Annotated in this window: 15 protein-coding genes; 13 read left to right on the top strand and 2 right to left on the bottom strand. The window is 44.1% G+C overall.

Annotated features, from left to right (window positions below):
- The first annotated feature begins 20 nt into the window (after nucleotides 1-20).
- Genes K0O23_RS15980 through trmB form a run of 7 tightly spaced genes read left to right on the top strand, consistent with a single transcriptional unit; the run spans nucleotide 21 to nucleotide 6,854 of the window.
- Complete coding sequence (locus tag K0O23_RS15980) at nucleotides 21-1,703, top strand: TonB-dependent receptor (RefSeq protein ID WP_219878454.1); 1,683 nt, start codon at nucleotides 21-23, stop codon at nucleotides 1,701-1,703.
- Nucleotides 1,704-1,709: 6 nt separating this feature from the next.
- Nucleotides 1,710-2,855: an HU domain-containing protein gene (locus K0O23_RS15975; protein ID WP_219878453.1), complete on the top strand. Its 1,146-nt coding sequence runs from the start codon at nucleotides 1,710-1,712 to the stop codon at nucleotides 2,853-2,855.
- A gap of 1 nt (nucleotide 2,856) precedes the next feature.
- Nucleotides 2,857-3,561: a MotA/TolQ/ExbB proton channel family protein gene (locus K0O23_RS15970; protein ID WP_246597157.1), complete on the top strand. Its 705-nt coding sequence runs from the start codon at nucleotides 2,857-2,859 to the stop codon at nucleotides 3,559-3,561.
- Nucleotides 3,562-3,563: 2 nt separating this feature from the next.
- Nucleotides 3,564-3,962, top strand: coding sequence for an ExbD/TolR family protein (locus tag K0O23_RS15965; RefSeq protein WP_219878452.1), 399 nt, complete (start codon nucleotides 3,564-3,566; stop codon nucleotides 3,960-3,962).
- Nucleotides 3,963-3,971: 9 nt separating this feature from the next.
- Nucleotides 3,972-4,892 (top strand): energy transducer TonB, encoded by a 921-nt coding sequence (locus K0O23_RS15960; RefSeq protein WP_219878451.1) that lies wholly within the window; start codon nucleotides 3,972-3,974, stop codon nucleotides 4,890-4,892.
- Between the two features lie 54 nt (nucleotides 4,893-4,946).
- Nucleotides 4,947-6,194, top strand: coding sequence for a bifunctional folylpolyglutamate synthase/dihydrofolate synthase (locus tag K0O23_RS15955; RefSeq protein WP_246597156.1), 1,248 nt, complete (start codon nucleotides 4,947-4,949; stop codon nucleotides 6,192-6,194).
- A gap of 3 nt (nucleotides 6,195-6,197) precedes the next feature.
- The gene (gene trmB, locus K0O23_RS15950; RefSeq protein ID WP_219878449.1) at nucleotides 6,198-6,854 is read left to right on the top strand and encodes a tRNA (guanosine(46)-N7)-methyltransferase TrmB; all 657 of its coding nucleotides are present in this window, start codon (nucleotides 6,198-6,200) and stop codon (nucleotides 6,852-6,854) included.
- 177 nt (nucleotides 6,855-7,031) lie between these two features.
- Here trmB and trpF read toward each other — a convergent pair whose 3' ends face one another.
- Nucleotides 7,032-7,655, bottom strand: a complete 624-nt coding sequence (gene trpF, locus K0O23_RS15945) for a phosphoribosylanthranilate isomerase (protein WP_219878448.1) — start codon at nucleotides 7,653-7,655, stop codon at nucleotides 7,032-7,034.
- Between the two features lie 248 nt (nucleotides 7,656-7,903).
- Between trpF and mnmA the strand changes: the two genes are divergently transcribed.
- The 5 genes from mnmA to K0O23_RS15920 are packed head-to-tail and all read left to right on the top strand — an operon-like array spanning nucleotide 7,904 to nucleotide 14,602.
- On the top strand, nucleotides 7,904-9,049 hold the full coding sequence (mnmA, locus tag K0O23_RS15940; RefSeq protein WP_219878447.1) for a tRNA 2-thiouridine(34) synthase MnmA: 1,146 nt from the start codon (nucleotides 7,904-7,906) through the stop codon (nucleotides 9,047-9,049).
- Between the two features lie 6 nt (nucleotides 9,050-9,055).
- The gene (locus K0O23_RS15935; protein WP_219878446.1) at nucleotides 9,056-9,787 is read left to right on the top strand and encodes a hypothetical protein; all 732 of its coding nucleotides are present in this window, start codon (nucleotides 9,056-9,058) and stop codon (nucleotides 9,785-9,787) included.
- A 3-nt stretch (nucleotides 9,788-9,790) separates the two neighbouring features.
- A complete protein-coding gene (locus K0O23_RS15930) occupies nucleotides 9,791-11,449 on the top strand; it encodes a S8 family serine peptidase (protein WP_219878445.1) in 1,659 nt (552 codons plus the stop codon).
- Nucleotides 11,450-11,497: 48 nt separating this feature from the next.
- A complete protein-coding gene (rpe, locus tag K0O23_RS15925; protein WP_219878444.1) occupies nucleotides 11,498-12,154 on the top strand; it encodes a ribulose-phosphate 3-epimerase in 657 nt (218 codons plus the stop codon).
- A gap of 12 nt (nucleotides 12,155-12,166) precedes the next feature.
- Nucleotides 12,167-14,602, top strand: a complete 2,436-nt coding sequence (locus tag K0O23_RS15920) for a TonB-dependent receptor (RefSeq protein WP_219878443.1) — start codon at nucleotides 12,167-12,169, stop codon at nucleotides 14,600-14,602.
- A 62-nt stretch (nucleotides 14,603-14,664) separates the two neighbouring features.
- On the opposite strand, the gene K0O23_RS15915 is transcribed toward K0O23_RS15920, so the two are convergent.
- Complete coding sequence (locus tag K0O23_RS15915) at nucleotides 14,665-15,528, bottom strand: DUF2911 domain-containing protein (RefSeq protein WP_219878442.1); 864 nt, start codon at nucleotides 15,526-15,528, stop codon at nucleotides 14,665-14,667.
- A 559-nt stretch (nucleotides 15,529-16,087) separates the two neighbouring features.
- Between K0O23_RS15915 and K0O23_RS15910 the strand changes: the two genes are divergently transcribed.
- Nucleotides 16,088-17,996: beta strand repeat-containing protein (locus K0O23_RS15910; RefSeq protein WP_219878441.1), on the top strand; the 1,909-nt coding region annotated here is incomplete at its 3' end.

Here is a 17,996-nt window from a genome sequence, read left to right as displayed (position 1 = left end):
TCAAGAACAGAATCATCAGCATGAAAAATAAATTAAAGTTAGCCTCTCTTGCCATTGTACTAAGTGTGGGCTACAGCTATTTTAACCAGGCACAGGCACAGGGTTGGGGCGAAGGCGCCAAGCTGGAAGATGCAGAGGTTGTAGTAGAGAAAAACCGTGTGATTGAATTGCCCCAGGCAGCCAGGAATTTCGAGAAGTTCAGAATTCCACCTCCTGAAACTGGTGATCGCAATGTGCTTTACCGCTATTCGGATTACCGTTTGCCAGGCCAGGATATAAACCTGCAGATGCGGGTGCTTACCATTAAACAGGATGAACTGACCAAGCTATACGGCAATTATCTGAAGGCTGGTGTAGGTAATTATGGCAGTTTATACTTGAAAGGTTACTTCCATAACAAGCGCAGCAAGGATACAGATTATGGTGCTGAAATTAGCCATATCAGTTCTGCCCGTGGCCCGGTAGATAAAGGCAACTCAGCAGTAGCCAACAGCAGCATTGGTGTGCATGGCGAACGTTACCTCAAAGGTCTTACGCTTGGTGGCAGGTTGAATTATGGTCGCGACAAGTATCATTTCTATGGCTATGCACCTAACCAGGAAGTAGAAGTAAACAAAGACGACATTCAGCAGGTGTTTAACAGAGTGGCAGCGGAAGGCACACTACACAACCAGACCTCTGGCGCACCTTTCCTTTACAACGCTAACCTGAGAGCAACTTACCTGAACGACCACTATAATATGTCTGAAGTTAATGTGGCCATGGGTATCCGTAGTGAGTACGGCATTGATGATGTATCAGCTTTTAAAGTAGATGCCGACCTATCGTTTCTGACGCACAAAGATGAGACCAGCGTAACCCGTAATTATGTTAAGATCTTCCCATCTTACCAACGTCAGTTCAATGCTGTGAAGCTAACATTAGGTGCCAACGTTGCTTATACCGGTGATACAGTTAATGATGCCCGTACATTTAATGTGTACCCGATGGCCAGAATAGCAGTAGAGCCAATAAAAGATAACCTTCAGATTTACGCTGGTTTAGGTGGTGATCTTGAAAGAGTTACTTTATACAGCCTGACCCAGGAAAACCCATGGATAGCTCCAAATGCGCAGGTAGCCGATATTAATAAAGGGCTGGAAGTTTATGCAGGTTTCCAGGCGAATATTGCCAACTATGTGCACTTAACAGGTCGTGTTGCCTATCAAAATTTCCGAAACTTATACTTTTATAACAACTCTGTTACCGACTCCACTAAGTTTGACCTGGTGTATGACGATGGCGTAACAAATGTTTTAAATTTTTATGCTGAAGGTTCTTTTAACTATTCTGATGAGTTGCGCATCGGATTAAAGGCTGATTATAACAAGTATAACACCAATAGCCTGGAGCAACCGTTTCACCGCCCAGAGTTGATGACCAGCGTTTTTGCTACCTATAACTTCTACGATAAGATTCTCTTTAATTCAGAACTTTACTATATTGGTAGCTCATTTGGCCGTATCACCCGACCTGACGGAACAACAGTGCTTCGCGAAACAGATAAAATCGTGGACCTGAACCTGAAGGCGGACTACAAATTCACAAATAATTTTACCATTTTTGTGATGGCCAATAACCTGTTTGGACAGAAATACGAAAGGTTCGTAAATTACCCGAGCAAAAGTATAAACGTGTTAGGTGGAGTTACCTATTCATTTTAATAGCCTATGGTTGAAAAGCACATAAAGTCATTGCTCTATGATCATGACTGTGTCATCATCCCCGATTTTGGAGGACTGATCACACGTTATGTGTCTGCCCGTATTAACCCGGTTAAGCACTCTTTTCTGCCACCCTCTAAAAAGGTGGCCTTTAACGAAAAACTTGTTTTAACTGATGGTTTACTTACAAGCACTATTGCCTATAAAAACCAAATCCCGAAAGAGGATGCGCAGCAAATGGTGGCTGAATTTGTGCGGCATGCTAAAGCAACATTGCACCAGGAGAACCGATTTGTACTTCGGGATGTTGGTGTATTCAAGTATAATGCAGAGCGCCGTATCGAGTTTGAGTTTGTGGAAACTGATAATATGCTGGACGCAAGCTTCGGTTTGCCTGAAATTACAGCCAGACCAATCAGGTTTGAAGAGCCAGCAGTGCTGCGCACCCTTAAAAAGGATCGGCAACCAGAACAGGCACAAACAAAGCTGCCCTTTAAAAAGCGACTAAAAAGAGCATATAATGTGGCTGCCGGAATAGCCTTAACTGGATTGACTGCTTCGGCTTTATACTTTTTCTCGCTGCAGGCCGATTACAATCTCAGCAGCCTGAATCCGATCATGCTCTTCAACCAAAGCTTTAACTCGGGTAGCACATTTGCCTCAGACAAGTATGCAGCCGACTATGTTCCGTTTTCGGAAGAGGAGAGGCTGGTAAACTACAAAGCAATACTTCCGGCAGCGCCACAGCCGATACTGGAAACAGAAGATGTGTTTGCAGAGCAGGAAGAGTATACTTTTAGTGAAAGTAATACTTTTGCAGAACAGGATGAAGTAGTTGTAAACGAGCCGGTTGATGAAGTTGAGTCTGTAGCTGAGGTTATCAAAGAGGCAGAGCCGGTTATCACAATTAAAGAGAAAACCAATCGTTTTTATATCATCACAGGTGGTTATTCTACTTATTTGAGTGCAGAAAACAGCCGTTATGAAGTACAAACGAAGGGCTTTGATGAGGCTAAGGTCCTTATACCAGGCCCAGGTAGCCGTTTATACCGTGTTTCTGTAGCGGATTTTGGAACAGAAGAGGAGGCGCGTAACGCCTTGAATAAATATAGAAGTACATTCGGAGAAACTATTTGGGTATTTAACTATTAAAATGACATCACTCTTATTACAAATCACAACAACACCAGTTGATACTACTACTGCCATAGCTGAGGGGGCTGAGGCAGCAGAAACTACTGTATCGCTATTAGATCTGGCTATGAATGGCGGCTGGGCTATGTTCCCGCTTGCGCTTCTTTCACTAGCTGCGCTTTACATTTTCTTTGAGCGTTACCTTACATTAAAAAAGGCTGCCAAGAACCCGGAAGGCTTTAACGACAGGATCAAAAGTATGGTACTGGCCGGCGACATCAATGGTGCTAAAATGCTTTGTGCACAAGCTAACACTCCGGTTTCAAGAATGATCTCTAAAGGTGTTTCTCGAATTGGCAGCCCTTTAAAGAACATCGAGACTTCTATTGAGAACGTGGGCAAGATAGAGATTAGCCGTTTGGAGCGAAACTTGTCTGCACTGGCTACCATTGCGGGTGCTGCTCCGATGCTTGGCTTCCTTGGTACGGTAACTGGTATGATCGGTGCCTTTATCGCTATTGCGCAGGCAGAAGGTTCTGTTAGCCCAAAGCTATTATCCAGCGGTATCTACGAGGCCATGGTAACAACAGCTACCGGCCTTATTATTGGTTTGCCTGCCTATGTAGGGTATAACTACCTCGTTTCTAAAATTGACAGCATTGTGCACTCAATGGAGTATTCTTCTATCGAGTTCCTTGATCTGTTACAAGAACCACAACTGTAAGAATGAATTTACGATCTAAAAACAGGATCAACCCGGAGTTCAGCATGTCGTCCATGACGGACATCATCTTCCTGTTACTTATATTTTTCATGCTTACCTCCAACTTCGTAACACCTTCTGGCTTACCGGTTAGTTTACCAAGCAGCAAGGCTTCTGATATTACCATGCAGAAGATAAGCGTTACGATCTCAAAGGATCTGCAGTATTACCTGAACGATAAACCAATTGCCTTAGAGCAGATAGAACCACAGTTGGCAGCGTTATTGCAGGGAGGAACAGAACAGGGTGCCGTAGTGTTACACGTAGACAAGACAGTACCAGTAGAGCACCTAGTAAAAGTGGCTGGTATTGCTAAAAATTTAAATGCCAGCGTAACATTGGCAACAGTACCAAGCGAATAAGAAAGAACTATGGCATTTGCCCAAACTCAAGAGGAAGAAAAAAATAAGCGCATTGCCGCCGGTGTAAGCATCGGGGTGCATGTGCTTATTCTGCTTTTCCTGATATACATGCTGGCCTGGCGAGCTCCGGACCCGCCTGCACCTGAACTAGGCATAGAGCTTAACTTTGGTTTGGATGCAGTAGGAAGCGGTGATGTTCAGACGCAAGCAACTCCAAACGAGTCTAAGAATGTAGAAGATAGCAAACCGGCACCAACTCAGCCTGATCCGCTACCTGAACCAGAGCCAACTCCAACGCCTACACCTCCGGTTAAAGCTGTAGAGGCGCCTAAGGTTGTTACAACTACTGCCGAGGCTCCTGTATCTGCTAAAGAGGTAGAAAAACCACAGCCTAAAAAGGAGACGGTTAAAGAAGAGGTTAAAAAACCAGTTGAGCAGCCGCCTAAAGAGGAAGTTGTGAAAAAGGAGCCTGAAAAGCCAAAGTCGCTTTACCCTGGCAACCCAACTAATAATACCGGTACTGGTAAAAGTGGTACATCTAATACTGCTACTGGCAACAACAACGGTGACGATGCGAACAAAGTAGGCGACAAAGGCGACCCTAGAGGTAGTTTAGAAGCTAAAGCACTATATGGCAAACCAGGAGGTGGTGCAGGCGGATCACTTAACATGGCCGGATGGGGCTGGGGTGACATTCCACGTATTAAGGATGCCTCTGCTGAAACAGGTAAAGTAGTTATAAAAGTAGTGATAGGTCCTGACGGTGGTGTAGAAAGCGCTACTGTAGTAGAGAAAACTGTTTCAACACAAATAGCAAATATTTACCGCGACGCTGTTTACCGTGATGCAACTTTTGTGAGAACAGGAGAGAACAGAAGTGGAACAGGAGGCGCTACAGGTTTTATCACATACATTATCACGAACAAATAATCCCTTTTGATGACTTATCAAGATTGTCTTGATTACCTATACCAGCAATTGCCGATGTACCAACGCATCGGCAATGCTGCTTTTAAGAAGAGCCTCGACAACATTATAGCCCTTTGCGACGCGCTGGGCCAGCCGCAGCTTAAGTTTAAAAGTATACATGTAGCTGGTACCAATGGCAAGGGCAGTAGCTCTCATATGCTGGCAGCGGTGCTACAGAAGTCGGGATACAAAACCGGTCTCTATACTTCGCCACACCTTAAATCATTTACAGAGCGCGTTAAAATTAACGGCCAGGAACTGCCCCAAGATTACCTTATTCGGTTTGTAGAGCAAAACAAAAACCTTTTTGAAAGTATAAAGCCGTCTTTTTTCGAGATGACGGTGGCGCTGGCTTTTAAATACTTTGCCGACGAGCAGGTGGATATTGCGGTGATTGAAGTAGGGCTGGGCGGAAGACTGGATTCTACAAATATTGTTACTCCGGAATTGTCGCTTATCACCAACATCGGCTACGACCATCAGGCGCTGCTTGGCGATACTATTGGCGCTATTGCCTTTGAGAAAGCCGGAATCATTAAACTGGGTGTACCGGCCGTTGTCAGCACAAAGCAGGAGGAGGCTGAAGAGGTTTTCCGGCTAAAGGCAAAGCAGGAGTCAGCACCTTTATACTTTGCCACTGACAGGTTCAGAATAGAGCTGGTAGAAGGCGATATAGAGCGGCAGGTGTTCAATGTATACAGCGACGAGATTCTATACTTAGCTGGTCTTGAACTAGACCTGACGGGCACGTATCAAAAATATAACCTGCCGGGAGTACTTCATGTACTGGCACTGCTTCAAGAGAAAGGCTATACTTTTCCGGAAGAGGCACTCCGTGCAGGGTTAGCTCATACTAAAAGTATAACCGGACTTAAAGGCCGTTGGCAAAAATTAAATAATGCTCCGTTAACTATTTGTGACACTGGTCATAACGAAGACGGCATTAAACAAATAGTTGAGCAGTTAGAAATGCTTAAGCCAAAGCAGGTGCACATGGTTTTCGGTACTGTAAATGATAAAGATATTACCAAAGTATTGCAGCTATTACCTAAAAAGTATAGGTATTACTTCTGCCAGGCCGATATTCCCAGGGCATTGCCAGTTCAGGAGCTGTATAATCAGGCAAAAAGTATAGGTTTGAATGGTACAGCTTATACTTCGGTAGCTGCTGCTATTTCAGCTGCCAAAGCAAATGTTGCTCCGGATGAGGTTATTTTTATTGGAGGTAGTACTTTTGTGGTTGCAGAGATTGAAGAACTATAAATAATGGGAAGATCAAAATTAGAAAAGTTTAGCGCCATTGCAGAGCGTGAAAACGTGATACAGGACGGTGATGAACTTTACGGGCAGTTATCCGGCAAATGGAAAAGTGAGTTCTTTGAGAACAATAACCCGATCATTTTAGAGGTTGGTTGTGGACGCGGAGAATACACGGTTGGTATGGCACGTTTGCACCAGGATAAGAATTACATCGGTACAGACATTAAAGGTGCCCGCATCTGGAAAGGAAGCTCAATGGCAGTGGAGGAGGAACTGGATAATGTAGCTTTCCTTAGAATCTTTATTGAGCAGATCGAAGAGCACTTTGCTGTCCATGAAGTCGACGAGATCTGGATTACCTTCCCGGACCCACGCCCAAAAGACCGCGACATTAAGCGTAGACTTACCTCACCACGTTTCCTGGATATGTATAGCCGTATTGTAAAACCAGGAGGTATTGTCCATCTAAAAACTGACAACCAGGGACTTTACGACTATACTTTAGAAGTGTTGCAGGAACGCAACGCAGAAAACCTGATCTATACTTCAAACCTGTACAACTCAGACCTGCAGGAGCATACCATGGGCATCTATACAACCTATGAAAAGCGTTACCTGGCAGACGGTATCCCAATCAAATACCTGCAGTTTAGGGTAAACTAATCGAGTTAGATCGTTTGGGAGTTAGAAAGGTAAAAAGGTATAAATCTGATCCTAATCTTAAAGTATAACAAAACGGCCTGCTGATCTATACTTCAGCAGGCCGTTTTAATTTATCTAGTAAGATTGGGTATGAGAATTTAATCTTTCTAACTCTCAAACGCTCTAACTTTCTAACTATTAAGCTTCTTCTATTTCTTCGAAAATCTCCTGTAGCTCGTCAAAGTCTTTAAACCCAGGCTTAATTTCATGACCTCCCTGCAAGCCAATCCCCTTCGGTTTAATCTGCTTAAGTGTTGTGTTGATGTTGTTTCTGTCGAGTCCGAAGCCAATGTATATATTAAACTTCTTGGCTATTTCTTTCAGGAATTTCGTGTTGGTATCATCAACTGTCGTGAAGTCGTCGGAATAGATAATGAAAGAGTCAACCACAGAACTGTAGAGCTCCATCATTTCGAGCAATTCGCTGTCAACGGTGTCTTTGTTTATAAAGATCTTCTGAATTACCGGGCGGTTTATCTCTTCGATCTCGTCAATCAGGTAGGGGGTGTTCAGTTGAATGTAATCCAGTTTAAACTCTTCGGCCAGGTCATTAATTATTTCTGGCTTGGCGCGCTCAAACTCACCGGCCAGTTGCACACCAGAAACCCAACCAGTAATCTCTTTTAAAGTATCCGCTTGTACGCGTGTAGGGTCGTCTAACTTCAGGTTAAAACCGATTATATCAACGCCCATGCCTGCACAATAGCGTGCGTCGCTTAAATTATTTATTCCGTTAACTATAACTGAGGTACGTAGGGCCATTGAACTATACTTTTATTTTGACTTAAAAAATCTTTTTAAAACCGCTGATTTGAAGCTTCAAAGTAAGCCCCTAAACCAAAACAATGCTACCTTTTTTGCATATTTTTTATACTTACGGTAATGTTAAATTTAAGAACATCTTATTTGTAGCTACAATATTTGGGCTCCTGAATCTTTATTACTCTGTTGTTGTTGCTATATTTGTGAAAAATCAATAATAATTCGCATTTTAGTTTATTAATATATAGATGAGTACAAAAGGAAGGGTGCTGGTAGCCATGAGTGGAGGTATTGATAGCTCGGTGGCAGCAGTAATGTTACATGAGCAAGGGTACGAAGTAATTGGCATGACTATGAAAACATGGGACTATGCCTCTAGTGGAAGTAGCAAAAAGGAAACCGGATGCTGCAGTCTCGACTCTATAAACGATGCCCGTAATATTGCCGTTAACCTTGGTTTTCCGCACTATATAATCGATATACGCGAAGAGTTTGGTGACTATGTGATCAACCACTTTACGGATGAGTACCTGGCTGGCCGTACGCCAAACCCGTGTGTGCTTTGCAATACGCACATTAAATGGGATGCTTTGCTTCGCCGCGCCGATCAGTTGGGTTGTGAGTTTATCGCTACCGGCCACTATGCCAATATTCGTGAGGAGAATGGCCGCTATGTGATATCCAAAGGCCTGGATGAGAATAAAGATCAGTCGTATGCGCTGTGGGGCATCTCGCAGAAAAGCCTTAGCCGTACTATTTTTCCGCTGGGCAAGCTTCACAAAACCGAAATACGCCAGATGGCCCTTGATCGCGGCTTTACCGAACTGGTAAACAAGCCGGAGTCTTACGAAATCTGTTTTATACCTGACAACGATTACCGTGGCTTTTTAAAGCGCCGTGTAGAGGGTTTGGAAGAGCAGGTTGCCGGCGGTGAATTTGTTTTGGAAGACGGTACTGTTATAGGCACCCACGAAGGTTATCCGTTTTATACGATCGGGCAGCGCAAAGGCCTTGGTGTGGCTTTAGGCTTCCCGGCTTATGTTACGCGAATCGAAAAAGAGACAAACCGCGTAGTGTTAGGAAATTTTGACGAACTGGCTAAAAACGCGATGACAGTTGGCAAGCTTACCATGGGTAAGTATGAGAACCTGATCGACAAGCCGTTGACTACCATTACAAAAGTACGCTATAACGATCGGGGTACAGAAGCAATTATTGAGCAGGAAGGAGACAAAATGAAAGTGCATTTCCTGAGAGGTGTGCATGCTATTGCCCCGGGCCAGGCAGCTGTTTTCTATGAAGGCGACGATGTAATTGGCGGTGGCTGGATTGAAACGAACTATAACGAGGATAAAGAGTATAACCTTGATTTTCAACTTAATGTGCTGCAATAGCAAAGTATGAGAAAGGCGCTGTTATTCTGTGTTTTATTCACTTTGGCAGGCTTGGCTGGCTGCGAGAGAAAGTATGTTGAGCTTGATCCCGAAGCCTTGGGCCTGGATTACCTGCCAGTAAAAGTAGGTGATTTTAAGATATACAAAGTAGTTGACATAAAGTACCGGAATAACGTTGGTGCCAAAGACAGCTTTGAAATGCGGGAAGTGGTAGATACCAGTTTCTTCGATCAGACAAACACGCTGAGTTATAAGATCATACGCTCTATTAAGCGCTATAACCAGACAGAGTGGGTAGAAGACTCCGTGATGACGCTCACGAAATCAGACAAGTTTGCCCTGCTGACCAAGGATAACACGATGTATGTAAAGCTGGTGTTCCCGGTGCAGGAGGGTAAACTTTGGTTAGGAGATGCCTACAACGATCGTGTAATAAACAACCTTGAGACAGATCCCTATCTGCGTAAAGAGCCTTATAAGTATACTTCTGTAGGTGAGCCATTTGAATTAAACGGAACTGTTTATCCTATAACGGTAACTGTTATACAAGGTACGCCCAAAGACAATTTTCTTCAACTGGATAACCGGAAAGAAGTGTATGCCAAAGGAATAGGTAAAGTATACAGGCTTTTTAACCGTGTTGTTTACTGTAACGACAGCAGTTGTCCGCAGGGCACAGGGTATAAACTAAACGGCCACGAACGCCACGAAACGCTAATCTCCTACGGAAGCAGATAATTCATGCGCCAGCTTTTGCTCTACATATCTGTCTTGTTGTTTGCGCCATACTTTGTGGCTCAGGCACAGGAAACTTCACCGGAGCAGAAAAGATTAGTATACTTTACAGACAAAGCCAATTCTCCCTACTCACTTCAACAACCTCAGGATTTCTTATCTTCCAGGGCATTGGAACGGCGCCAACGGCAAAGTATAGCCTTGAAAGAAAGAGACCTACCTGTCAACCCATCTTATGTTACCGGTCTAAAAGAGCAGGGGGTAAAGGTATGGTATACTTCCAGGTGGTTTAACGCCGCTGTTGTGCAATGTTCTGACCAAAAACTGGCTGAACTTGAAGCCTTACCATTTGTTAGATCAACCCAAACCTTAAACCGATTAGCTGGTCCGACTAATGCCATACTTCGCACTACCGGCAAGCTGGAAACTGTATCTCAAAGTTCTACTTTAGTTACTACGTTGGAAAAAGAAGACTACGGCAGAGCCTTTCACCAAGCGAACATGCTGGGGGCCGTAGAACTTCACAATACCGGTTTTCGCGGTGCCGGTATGACCATTGCTGTACTGGATGCTGGCTTTCCGGGAGTAAACACCATCAGCGCTTTTGCCCATCTTTTCCAAAATGACAAGATAAAAGGCACCTTTGATTTTGTGGCCAAGCAGGAGAATGTATACGGAGCCAACTCGCATGGTACTGCTGTTCTTTCTACTATGGCGGCTTACCAACCCGGCAAAATGATCGGTACGGCTTATGAGGCAGACTACATACTATTAAGAACTGAAGACGCAGCCACAGAACACAATATAGAGGAGATAAACTGGCTTTTAGGTGCAGAATATGCAGATAGTGCCGGGGCCGATGTTATCAATTCCTCGCTGGGATACAACATTTTCGACAGCCCTTCCAGAAGTTATACTTACAGCGAAATGGATGGCAACACTACTCTGGTCGCAAAAGCTGCAGACATTGCCGCTGCTGTTGGTATGTTGGTGGTGACCAGCGCAGGTAACGAAGGAACCAGCACCTGGAAGTATATTTCTTCGCCTGCAGACGCTGATTCTGTACTTGCTGTTGGTGCAGTTGATTCGTTGGGGGTAAAGGCATCTTTCAGCTCTTTTGGGCCAAGTGCCGATGGGCAGGTTAAACCTGATGTAGTGGCACTGGGCCGGTTGGCTTATGTGCTTACCACAACAGGCAATGTAGCCAAAAGTAACGGCACCTCTTTTTCAGGGCCAATTGTGGCAGGCTTTGCTACCAGCTTATGGCAGGCCAACCGGACTAAAACAAACTATGAGATCATTCAACTGTTGAGGCAAAGTGGTAGTCAGGCAGCCAACCCGGATAATAGTATAGGCTATGGAATACCGAGTTATAACCGCACAATTACTTCTTTAGCTAAACTTCCACCCAAAAATAAAGTGCTCATTACAAATCCGGTGTCAGATAAGCCGGTTATACTTATTTTAGGGCAGGACTGGCAAAAGCAGCCAGTTGAGGTACAAGTTATGGATGCAACGGGAAAACTGATGCTCAGGCAGCAAATTAAGCAGCCTGCCACAGAGCAGAAGCTCAACCTGGAGCCTCATTCTTTAAGTAAAGGCTTATACTTGTGCCGTGTTAGTTCAGGCAGTAGTGCTACTACAGTGCGCTTTATCAAATTATAGGATCGTTTTCATACTTTACCTTTACCCAAAAAAGTTACCTTTGCAGGTATGAGACCACTAATTGCCCCATCTGTACTTGCCTCAGACTTTGCTAATCTGCAGTCGGAGGTAGAAATGCTAAACAAAAGCCAGGCCGACTGGCTGCATATCGATATTATGGACGGCCGTTTTGTGCCGAACATCTCGTTTGGTTTTCCGGTAATGGAGGCCATAAAGAAGCACGCCCAAAAGCCAATGGATGTCCACTTGATGATCGTGGAGCCGGAGTTATACATCGAGCGTTTCCGGGCAGCCGGTGCCGACACTATTACCGTGCACATAGAGGCCTGCAACCATTTGCACCGCACTATACAGCAAATTAAAGCAACTGGTGCAAAAGCAGGCGTGGCTCTAAATCCGCATACCTCTATTAATCTGCTTGAGGATGTGATTGAAGACCTGGACCTTGTTTGCCTGATGTCGGTTAACCCTGGCTTTGGCGGACAGAAATTCATCGAGAACACGTACCGTAAGATCGAAGCGCTTAAGAACATGATTATCTCACGAAACGCCAATACCCTGATAGAGATTGACGGAGGTGTGAATGAGCAAAATGCAAAACCATTACTTGATAGAGGTGCGGATGTGCTGGTGGCTGGTAACTTTGTATTCTCTGCAGCTGACCCGATCCAGACAATTGCCAACTTAAAAAACGTTTTAAATTAATTTATACTGCTTATGCTGAAATATCTATCGGTATGGTTTATTATGCTTTTGCCGCTAGGTGTTTCAGCACAGCAAGCTTTTGTAACAGGTACAGTATTTGCCAGCACTGGTGACCCACTTGAACTGGCCACTGTAAGTATAAAAGGCACCACGGCCGCAACTCAAACCAATGCACTTGGCAGTTTCCGGTTAGAAGTACCAGCCAATAAAGAGTTTATACTTGTAGTTAGCTACCTTGGCTTTAGATCTCAGGAACGTACGCTTCTGCTGGCTCCAGATCAGACTCAAAGCCTTGGGTTTAAACTTGATCCTGACCCTAAACAACTGGGTACAGTAAATGTAAGGGGTAAGAACAACAACGACACCCGCGAAGAAGTAAGCGTAACAAAACTGGACCCACGACTTACCCGCAATTTACCTTCAGCTTACGGCGATTTTAACAAGATTCTGGTTACGCTGCCTGGCGTTTCCAGCAACAACGAGCTTTCCAGCACCTATTCGGTTAGAGGCGGCAACTACGACGAGAACTTGGTTTACGTTAATAACATCGAGATATACCGGCCCTTTCTGATTACGGCTGCCCAGCAGGAGGGACTTAGCTTTGTAAACCCGGATCTGGTGCAGGATATTGAGTTCTCTTCCGGAGGCTGGCAACCTAAGTATGGCGATAAGCTTTCGTCGGTGCTAAGTATAAAGTATAAAACGCCTCAGAAATTTGCTGCATCTGTTACCGGTGGCTTAACAGGTGGGTCGGTGCACCTGGAGTCTGCGTCTAAAAACAAGAAAGTTACTTACCTGCTTGGTGTGCGTCATAAAAACGGGCAGTACATGTTACAGGGCCTGCAAATAGATGGCGATTACCGACCTAGTTTCTCTGACGCTCAAGCATATGTAACCTACGACTTGAGTAAAAATGGGAGTGAAGCAGGAACTACTACACTAGGTATACTTGCCAGTTACGCACATAATAATTTCCTAGTGATACCGGAGAATAGGGTAACCACTTTTGGCACACGCCAGACACCGCTACGGCTTTATGTTGCTTTCGATGGGCAGGAACTGATGGAATACCGTACTTTTCAGACAGGAGTTAACCTTAACCATCGTTTTTCAGATAGTTTCAGCAGCGAGTTTATACTTTCCGGGGTACAATCCAGGGAGCGCGAGTTCAGAGACCTGGAGGCTGGATACCGGCTAAGTGAGGTAAGCGTAAATTCGAATAACCTGGGCGAAGATGAACGCACAAGAGGAGTAGGTAGCCAGTTCGACCACTCACGCAACACGTTACTGGCCCGCATTGCAACTGCTGAGAGCCGGAACAACTGGCGCGTAAGCCAGCGCAGCAATATACAGTTTGGAGTAAAAGCTGGCTTAGAGAATATCGACGATAAGATGGCGGAGTATGGTTTTGTTGATTCCGCTGATTTTGTAACACAAACCTATCTGCTAAACTCAGACCTTAACCTGAACAGCATGCGCTACAATGCTTACGCGCAGCATACCTACGAAATTGATTCTCTTAAGACCATTACTTACGGCATCAGGGCAAGTTACTGGGGCTTTAACAACGAGTTTACGTTTACGCCACGCGTTCAGTATTCTTTTATAACAAGGCACAACCCGGATTTATCCTTCAAGGCAGCAGTAGGTTTATACTATCAGCCTCCTTTTTACAGAGAGTTACGCGATTTTGAAGGCCAGCTGAACGAAGAAATTAAAGCACAGCGTTCTGTTCATGCTATTATTGGCTCTGATTACCTGTTTAAAGCATGGGGCCGTGATTTCAAGTTTACTGCCGAGGCCTATTACAAACACATAACCAACGTTATACCTTACGACGTGGACAATGTGCGGCTGCGCTATTATGCCAAAAACAACGCTAAGGCATACGCCACTGGCATGGACCTGCGCGTGAACGGGGAGTTTATAGAAGGGGCAGAGTCGTGGCTGAGCTTTGGCCTGATGCAGACAAAAGAGAACGTTACCGGCGACTCTACTTTTGTTTATGCTACAAACGGAGATATTACAGGCAAAAGAGAGGTAGGCTACCTGCGCAGGCCAACAGACCAACTCATGAATATCGGTGTATTCTTCCAGGATCATTTACCTGATAACCCGACTATCAGAATGTACCTGAATCTGGTGTATGGCAGCGGTTTGCCTTTTGGCCCGCCAAGGCAGCAGGAGTTCCGAAACGCTTTCAATGGTAAATCATACAAACGCCTAGACCTTGGTTTTTCGAAAGTGATCGTGCTGGAAAGTGAACTGGTAGAGCGCAACAGATTTTCGCTACAAAGTTTATGGATAGGTCTGGAGGTTCTAAACCTGATCGATGCCAACAATCGTGTTTCTTATACGTATGTGCAGGACGTAAATGGCCTTACCTATGCCGTACCCAACTTCCTGACAGGTCGCAGACTCAATCTTCGTTTCGTAGCTACCTTCTAAAACTTAAAAGTATGAAAAAAGGAGCCTATTCAGCTCCCTTTTTATACTTCAGTTTATATTTCTTAGCGCCTCTTTTTCCAAATATCATAGGCAGATTCTATCTCTCTGGCATACGTTTTATAAGAATCTGGTTCTGCGCTTCCTAGTTGGATAGCTTTGGCAGTTAAGTTAGCAGCCATTTCGTATTCTTTATTCTGAGCATAGAGCTTTGCCTTAATCCAGTTATTAAAGAAATTCTCTTTAATGGCAATTGATTTATTTATCCACTCCAAGGCTTTCTGGTGTTGTTCACGGCGGGGCAGCATAAACTCAGCGCTTTGCGCCCATATATACCAATCGTCAGGTTCAGCATTAGCTAGTGCCTGGTTAATGTTAGCTAATGCCTTTTTCTCCACTTCAGTCTCTATGTTCAGCGTAACAGTTACATTCTCCCATCTCAGATTAAGTTTGCCAGTGTTTGTGCCTATATCTGAAAACTGGAACTGCATGGTTTCTTGAAACGGTGCCTTAACAGGTTTCACTTCCAGGTAAGCCACATCTTCCAGTTCATTATAGCCTTCTAATCCCCATAATGTCGTATCGCGGTTCAAAATAATGTTCCAGGTAGAGTCTGCTTTTGGCAGCAGAAAAAAGGAGTAAGTGCCGGCAGGAACACGCTCATTATTCAGGAAAAGTTCATCGGTAAAAGTGATCAGTGTTGCCTCGTTAGCTCCCGCACGCCACATGGTACCAAAAGGAACCAGCGAACCAAAAATCTGTCTGCCTTTTACACTGGGAGCATGGTAGCTAACCGAAATATCAGTTAAGCCAATGGTTTGCTTTACAAAAGCCTCTGGGCTGGCTTGTGGTAATTTAAGCTGGGCATGCGCAGAGTGAGAAACGAAAACAGTTAATACTACTAATATGATTATGATGTGGCGATACATGTTTCAAAAAATTTATGCTTTACTGGATGAAGTATACCTAGAAAAAATTATGCCAGTTAAATGCTTCAACTATGTTGTATGCAAAATTAAGCAACAATTTAAACAAATGCTGTACAAGTTGTACTTACTTAAGAGATAGAAGAAAGTAACATGCTTAACAGATTTCTTAATATTTTAAAAATACAATATTAGATCGAGAATAATAATTGTAAAATATTTTTAATAAATAGCAACTTTCTTATTGTTTCGGTGTATATAGTATTTGTATAGTTACAATTAATATATGTTAGACACAGGTTAGAGTGTCTGATTTGAGAAGAATACCAACTTTTAGCATTATGTAGGCTTTGGTACTGCCTTACCCTACCTATCTGTATAAATAGTAGTGTCCATTTCTAATGCGAGTTCTACTATTGCAATAATTCAACTTTCATAAAGCATTTATTTATTTTTCTGATTAGCTGAGCTGAAAATCTGTGCGCTGCTTATTCAGAGAAGTATGGATAAATGAGTTTTGCCATTGATCTATAAATAATTAAAACTAATCAACCCAACTTTTATGCATGTAAAACTTTTACTAAAACCAACGGCAAAGTGGCGAATGCTCTATGTCGTTGCCTTGCTTGCTTCATTATCCTTTTTTGGGGTAAATGCTTTTGATACTTATGAACCCACAGTAGTATCTGATAAAGAGGATTATTCCCCAGGACAAACAGCCATAATTGAAGGATTTGGTTGGACTCAGGATAGTTTGGTGGATATACACCTTGTAGAGGATCCGGCACATGAGCATCATCATGGCTATCATGACACTAAAGTGGACTCTACAGGATATTGGAAAATTGAATATCCTATCGAAGACAGGCATCTAGGAGTAACTTTTACAGTGGAAGTAGTAGGTAAGCAAACAGGAAAAAAAGCAACCACTACGTTTACTGATGCTGGCCTTCAAAATGTTTCTGTAGTAGGCTCTAGTTTTTGTTCAGGTCAATCCTTGAATGTGAGTTTTGAAGCAGTAAGTGCAAATCTTGGTGCGACAGGACAATTTCCAAGTACTGCTGATTTTATTGCTGAACTTAGTAATGCTTCAGGAAGTTTTGCAAATCCAGTTAAAATAGGAGAGTTACTTAATACTGCCGGGAGTGGCGCTAGAAATATTACCGCAATAATACCCTCTAGTACCCCTTCAGGCTCAGGATATAGAATTCGAGTTAGGTCAGAAAATCCAGTTACAAATCAGCCTGATAATGGACTCAATTTAACAATTAGTAAGACTCCTTCTGCTCCAAGTGCCTCAAGCAATAGCCCTGTAACAGTAGGTGGATCATTGAATTTATTTGCCTCTGCAATAACTGGAGCTACTTATAGTTGGACAGGACCTAATGGATTTACGTCTAATCAGCAAAATCCTTCTATCTCATATGTAACGGCCGCGGCTGAAGGCAATTATTCAGTAATTGCTAAAGTAGGCGAATGTACTAGTGTAGCGGCAACTGTAGATGTTGTTATCAATACTATTCAACCAACTGCCCTTGAGGTAGCTACTGCTACAGGTACTTATGGTGGCACTACTTCTTTTTCCGCCACACTTACGTCAGGCGGCTCTCCTCTTAGTGATAAAACAATTTCTTTCACACTAAACGGTTCTCCTGTTGGTAGTGCAATTACTAACAGTAACGGTATCGCGACATTATCTAACGTGTCTATTGCTGGAATTAATGCTTCATCAACTGCATATGCAGGAGCTGTTGGGGCAAGTTTTGCAGCAGAATCTGGTTATGCTGCTAGTACTGGAAGTGGAAATCTTACTGTAAACAAGGCTTCTTCCACTATAGCAGTAACTGGCAGCAACACCTTCACTTATGACGGAACTGCACAAGGTCCAGCCACATCAACTATAACTGGCTCAACTGGAGCGGTAACCTACACCTACACTGGCACCAGCAATGGTGGAGTAGCTTACGCTGCTTCGGCTACCAAGCCAACGCTGGCCGGCTCTTACAGTGTCACAGCTATGCTAGCCGCCGATGACAACTACGACGGCAAGACTTCAGCAGCATATAGCTTCACCATCGGCAAAGCACCTTCTGTAACGACAGTAACAATCACAGGTGCTACTTTCACTTACACTGGCTCGGCTATCACGCCAGCGACCGTAAGCGTAACAGGTGCCGGCGGACTGGACATCACTCCGGATGCTGCCTACAGCAACAACACCAATGCCGGTACAGCCACTGCCAGCTTCAGCTATGCTGAGACTGCCAACCACCTTGCCTCTTCCGACAGCAAGACCTTCACGATCGGTAAGGCAGCTACTACTACAGTAGTAACCCTGGCTGAAGGGCCTTTCACTTACACTGGCTCGGCTATCACGCCAGCGACCGTAAGCGTAACAGGTGCCGGCGGACTGGACATCACTCCGGATGCTGCCTACAGCAACAACACCAATGCCGGTACAGCCACTGCCA

This window comes from Pontibacter aydingkolensis (genome assembly GCF_019443125.1).
Classification (GTDB): Bacteria; Bacteroidota; Bacteroidia; order Cytophagales; family Hymenobacteraceae; genus Pontibacter; species Pontibacter aydingkolensis.
This window is presented reverse-complemented; position numbering and strand designations above follow the sequence as displayed.